This is a genomic window from Candidatus Effluviviaceae Genus V sp. (genome assembly GCA_014728125.1).
Taxonomy (GTDB): Bacteria; Joyebacterota; Joyebacteria; order Joyebacterales; family Joyebacteraceae; genus WJMD01.
Genome location: WJMD01000157.1, coordinates 1 through 5,779, shown reverse-complemented (window position 1 = coordinate 5,779; position 5,779 = coordinate 1). Strand labels below are relative to the sequence as shown.

Annotated in this window: 5 protein-coding genes; all 5 read right to left on the bottom strand. The window is 66.6% G+C overall.

Annotation, left to right across the window (positions count from 1 at the left end; all coding sequences use genetic code 11):
* Positions 1-102: 102 nt before the first annotated feature.
* Positions 103-1,098 carry a type I glyceraldehyde-3-phosphate dehydrogenase gene (gene gap, locus GF405_09545; protein ID MBD3368395.1) on the bottom strand — a complete coding sequence of 332 codons (996 nt, stop codon included), beginning with the start codon at positions 1,096-1,098 and terminating at the stop codon, positions 103-105.
* A gap of 56 nt (positions 1,099-1,154) precedes the next feature.
* Positions 1,155-2,162: a hydroxyacid dehydrogenase gene (locus GF405_09540; GenBank protein MBD3368394.1), complete on the bottom strand. Its 1,008-nt coding sequence runs from the start codon at positions 2,160-2,162 to the stop codon at positions 1,155-1,157.
* Positions 2,159-3,391, bottom strand: coding sequence for a glycosyltransferase (locus tag GF405_09535; protein MBD3368393.1), 1,233 nt, complete (start codon positions 3,389-3,391; stop codon positions 2,159-2,161). Before GF405_09535 ends, GF405_09540 begins: the two co-directional genes overlap by 4 nt.
* Positions 3,392-3,445: 54 nt before the next feature.
* Positions 3,446-4,657, bottom strand: coding sequence for a CBS domain-containing protein (locus GF405_09530; GenBank protein ID MBD3368392.1), 1,212 nt, complete (start codon positions 4,655-4,657; stop codon positions 3,446-3,448).
* Between the two features lie 11 nt (positions 4,658-4,668).
* On the bottom strand, positions 4,669-5,779 hold a 1,111-nt coding region (locus GF405_09525), incomplete at its 5' end, for an MBL fold metallo-hydrolase (protein ID MBD3368391.1).

Genomic DNA, 5,779 nt, shown 5'->3' with positions numbered 1-5,779 from the left:
TCGAACCAGTGCGTCGGACATCCTCGGATACCTCCTCTGCTGTCGCTCGCTCGACGGAACAGCCGCCCCCGCGGCACTTCGCGGGCCGGGCGCGCGACCGCCTCAGCTCCCCGCGATCCTCACGGCCTCGCGGATCATCTGCCGCGCGTAGCCCCACTCGTTGTCGTACCACGCCATGATCTTCACAAGGTCGCCATCGACGACGCGGGTCATGCCCAGGTCGACGATGGAAGCGCGGTCGTCTCCGACGATGTCCGACGAGACCAGTTCGTCGTCGGACGCGCCGAGGATGCCGAGGTAGCGGTCGCTCGCGGCCTCCTCCCGGAACGCGTCGTTCACCTCCTCGGCGGTCGTCTTCCGGCCGGTCAGGAAGACGAGGTCCGCGATCGAGCCCACGGGAATGGGAGCGCGCACGGCGACGCCGTCGAAGAGCCCCTCGTACTGTGGAAGCGCCTTCGTCGCGGCGATCGCAGCGCCGGTCGAGGTGGGCACGAAGTTCGCGGCGCCCGCGCGCCCCCGCCGCATCTTCTTGTGCGGTCCGTCGACGATGCCCTGGCTCGCCGTGTAGGCGTGGATGGTGGTCATGATCGCCTTCGTGAAGCCGATGCGTCGCCCCATCACCTCGACGACAGGCGTGATGCAGTTCGTCGTGCAGCTCGCGCACGACATGATCTGCGGCTTGCCCTCGGGCGTGTTGACGCCGTGGACGATCGTGGTGACGTCCTCGCTCTTCGAGGGCGCCGACAGTAGAGCGTGCCGCGCGCCGGCCTCGATGTGCTTCTCGAGGTCCTCCCGCTTCGTGAAGACCCCTGTCGACTCGAAGACGATGTCGACGTTCAGTTCCTTCCATGGGAGCTCCGCGGGGTCCTTCTCAGAGTGGAGCGGGTAGCTCGTCCCTTCGATCACCAGCTCCTTGTCGCCGTGCTCGACCGGACGGTCGAAGCGTCCGTAGACGGTGTCGTACCTCAGGAGATACGCGATGTTCTCCGCGGACACGAGGTCGTTCATCGCGACGAGCTCGAGGGAAGGCTCGTCCAGGACCATCTTGACGAGCGCCCGTCCGATGCGCCCCATGCCGTTCACTGCGATCCGTGCCATCCGTATCCTCCTCTTCTCCGAGCGGGAGCGTGTCCGGTTGCCCGGCACGCCCACTGTCACTGGTTCACGATGTTCCGGGGCTCGCCCTCCGCAAATGCCCGGATGTTGTCCATGGTCGTCCGCACGATGGTCTCCACAGCCTCCTTCGTGTTGAACGCCGTGTGCGGCGTCACGAACACGTTCCTGAGGTGCATCAGCATGTGGTCGGCGAAGAGCGTCTCGAGGTCGTGCTCCTTCCGGTAGATGGAGCGCAGGAGCTCCGCCTCCTCACGGATCGTCGGTTCCTCGGCGAGCACGTCGAGCCCCGCCGCCGACACCGCCCCCTCCGTCAGAGCCCTCAGGAGCTCCGCCGTATCGATGACGCTGCCGCGCGAGGTGTTGATGAGGACCGCCCCCTCTTTCATCTGTTCGAACTCGCGCGCGGAGAGCAGGTGGTGCGTCGCCTTGTTCGCCGGGACGTGGAGCGTGACGACGTCAGACCGCCTCAGAAGCTCGTCGAGCTCCACGTACTCGAACCCGGCCTCCCGCGCGTACGCCTCGTCGGGGTTCACGTCGAAGGCCAGGACGGGCATGGAGAACCCGCCGGCGATCTTGATGACGCACCGCCCGATGCTGCCGGTCCCCACAACGCCGAGCGTCCTGCCCCGGAGGTCGAAGCCGACCAGCCCCTTCATTGAGAAGTCGCCCTTCCGCGTCCGGTCGATGGCATCGGCGATCCGGTGACTGATCGTGAGCAGAAGCGCGAAGACGTGCTCCGCCACCGCGTGACACCCGTACTCGGGGACGTTCGCGACGGCGATGCCGTGCTCGGCACAGTGGTCGAGCGCGACATGGTCGTAACCGGTCGAACGCGTCGCCACAAGCCGGAGCGACGGGAGCTTCCTGAGGACCTTCTCCGACAAGTCGGAGTAGATGAAGGTCGACACGACCTCGGCGTCCGCGTGCTCGGCCGCGTTCTCAGCGTCCAGCGGCTCCGGCACGAGCTCGAGCTCGTGCCCGCCCTCACGCAGTCCGGCGAAGGCGTCCCGCTCCCAGTCCTCGACCTCGAATACCACGATTCTCACGATGCCCCCTCCGACCCGAGAATGTAGCGGGTCTCGAACCCGTTCATCAGATCGAGGTACTCCTCGAGAAGGCGCGTCAGGAGGAACCGCTCCGTGACGGTCTCCTTCGCGGCCCGTCCCATCTCCGCGGCCTTCTCCGGGTCGCGCACGAGCTCCACGATCCGCTCGGCGGTCTCGTCGACCGACTCGACCAGATAGCCGTTCTCGCCATCCGTGATCTGGTTGCGGATGCCGCCGCAGTTGCCTCCGATGACCGGCGTCCCCTTCCACATCGCCTCGGTGACCGTGAGGCCGAAGCCCTCGCGGATCGACTTCTGGACGACGACGGTCGAGCGACACTGGAGCGCGTTGACGAGCGCGGAGTCCTGCTGGCTCAGGATGATGATGCGGTCGGACCGCTCATCGAGGAGCGACTGGTAGACGCGGTCGCCTTCCGGGTCGTCCGTCGCGACGTTCCCGAGCAGAACCAGCGTTGCGTCGACATCCCGGCTCGCCTTCTTGAAGGCCTCGATGACGCCCTCGGGGTCCTTCCAGCGGTCGAACCGCGAGATCTGCGAGACGATCGGTCTGTCGGACGGGATGTCGTAGTGTTCGAGCCGCTCGTCCTTTTCGTTCTCGGAGAGCACGCGGTTCTTGATGGAGAACGGGTCGAGGGCCGGCATCATGAAGACCTGCGGTGTCTCGAGGTCGCGCCGGTAGTCCTCGAGGCTCAGGACCACCGCATCGTAGTCCTCGATGAACGGCTCGAGGTAGCTCCAGACCTCCTCGTTCGGCGACTGGAGGTCGAGGTGGCACCGCCAGATCCACGGGCCCTTCTTCTCGTGATGCCGGATCATTGGAAGCGGCTGCGGGTCGTGGACGATGACGTAGTCGTGGTCCAGGTGGTTCCGCATCGAGTTGCCGTAGACCACGTGCTCATAGATCGTCTTCTTGCGCTTCGAGAGGTTGATGTCCGCCCCGTGGAGAGCGTTGTGCATCTTCTTGGTGATGCTGAAGAAATCGGGCGAACCCTGGATGACGCGCCAGCCCGTCTGGATGCCGGCGCTGTTCATGAGGAGGGTCAGGGACGACAGGAGCTCGGCGACGCCCCCGCCGTAGTAGGTGGAGTTCACGTTGGCGACGTGTGCGCCCGAGAGTCTCTCCGCCTTCTCGCGGATCCTCTCGACCGCCTCGGTCCCGATGAACTCGCCGTAGTCGTCGATCGTGTTCAGTCTGAATACGCCTGGCACAGAGCCTCCTTCGCGGCGTTCCGTCGGCGGACGCCTCCCGGGCTCGACCGGCGCTCATCGCCCTCCCTGTCCGGAGCGCGTCATTCCCTCGTGGAGACCCCTGTCCGAGTGGAACTGGAGCCACCGCATGAGGTCGCGGCGTCTCAGCAGTCCCACCAGGCTGCCGTCGTCGACGACGGGAAGCTGACGGACGTCCTTCCCCACGAGTTTCATGAGCGCGGTCGCTGCGTCGGTATCCGGTGTCACTGAATCGAGTTCGTTCGACGGCGTCATGATCTCCCTGACGCGCTTCGATGGCCATTCCGAGCGGTCGACCGACCGTACATCTCCGAGCGTCACCAGGCCGACGAACGCCTCCCCGTCCATCACGGGAAACGCGTGGTCGTCGGTCTGCATGATGTGGTCGTGCACCAGAGCCTCGACGGTCGCATCGGGCGAGACGGTCGGCGGGTTGGATATCGCCATCCGCTTGACGAGCACCCCCTCGAGTATGTCGCGCACGACGATCTGCTGGTAGCTCCTGGTTGCGGCGTTGTGGAGGAACCACCCGATGAAGGCGAGCCACAGTCCGCCGAATCCGGACCCGAAGATGGGCACCCGGATGCCGAAGACCATAGCGATGCCCATCAGGATCAGGAGCCACGCGACCCCCTGGCCGACGAACGACGCGTACCGTGTCGCCCTGACGAGGTCGCCGGTCGCCGCCCAGAGGGCGGACCGCAGCACGCGGCCGCCGTCGAGCGGGAACCCCGGAACCATGTTGAAGACGGCCAGGAAGACGTTGACGGAGCCGAGCCAGATGAGCACCGTCGTGACAGGGCTCAGGCCCTCCACGAACGCGACCGGGTCCTCGAGGGAACCCGGCGACGAGGCCGCCATGAGCGACGCCAGAAGGAGCAGGACGCCGCCGATCACGAGGCTCGTCAGGGGCCCCAGGATGGCCATGATGAACTCCGACCTGGGCGTGTCGGGATCGCGCTCGATGTTCGAGACCCCTCCGAACAGGAACAGCGTGATGACGCGGACGGGCACCCCACGGGACCTGGCGAAGAGCGAGTGCGCCAGCTCGTGCGCCAGGACCGAGCCGAAGAAGAGGAACGCCGCGACAAGGGCGACGCTCCACGCTGTCGCGGTCGACCACCCGGGGTGCATCTCGGAGAACGACGCCCCGAGGCTCCAGGTGATCAGCGTGAAGATGATGAGCCAGCTCCAGTCGATCCGGATGCGGATACCGAAGAGCCGGCCGACCTCGAATCCTCTGTGCATCGTGTCTCTCCCTAGAGTTCAACCGGACACGTCGTCGACTTCCATCCTGAGAGCCCTCCCAGGATGACCGCAAGATCGTCCCATCCCCTGCGGGCCAGGTAGCTCGCCGCCACCATCGATCGGAGCCCGCTTCCGCAGAAGACGTGCAGCGTCCTCTCACCCTTCGGGATGTCATCCAGACGCTCCGGAACCTGCGTCACGTGAACATGCCGGGCACCGGGAATCCTCCCTCCCGTCTCGAGTTCCCGGTCGCTTCTGACGTCGAGGATCTCGAGTTCGTGCCCGCCGTCGAGGTACGAGCAGACGTCCTGAACGGTGTGGGTCCGGATGCGCGCGCTCGCCTTCCCGGCCGTGTGCCACGTGAGCATTCCGCCGGAGAGATACCCCGCCACGTCGTCGTAGCCGATACGGAGAAGCCCCCGGACCTCCTCCTCCAATCCGTCGCCTCGGCCGACCAGCAGAAGCGGCCGGTCGTACGGCAGATACCAGCCCGCGAAGCTCGCGAGTCCTCCGAGCCAGAGCGACTGCGCGCCCGGCACGTGCGCCGAGCCGAACGCGAGCTCGGTCCGTGTGTCGAGGACGACCGCACCTTCCGAGCGCCCAGCGAACTCGCCCGCCGACAGGGCCGACGGCGTGGGCATACGCCCGAGGAGCGGCGCTCCCTCGAGGTTCCACCGCTCCATCCGCCGGAAGTACGGCGGACGCTCCCCCATGACTGCGACCTGCTCGATGAACTCGTCGCGGCTTGCGAAACCGAGCTTCGGGTTAAGCCGCCGTTCGAGACCGATGGTCGTCCACGTCCGCTCGGAAATCGAGCTTCCGCAGACCGACCCCTCCCCGTGCGCCGGGCAGACGATCACACCGTCGCCCAGCGGCAGGAGTCTCTCGTGGACCGTGTCGTACATGAGCCCGGCCAGCTCGTCCTTCCGCTCCGCACCGAGGAGATCGACGCGCCCCAGGTCGCCCGCGAAGAGCGAGTCCCCCGTGAAGACGACCCACGGCTCTCCGTCGGGGTCCTTGAGCAGGTACGCCATGTGTCCGGGCGTGTGCCCCGGCGTGTGGAGCGCTTCGAGACGGAGCCGCCCGACCTTCCAGGTCTGACCGTCCTCCACCGGCTCGCCG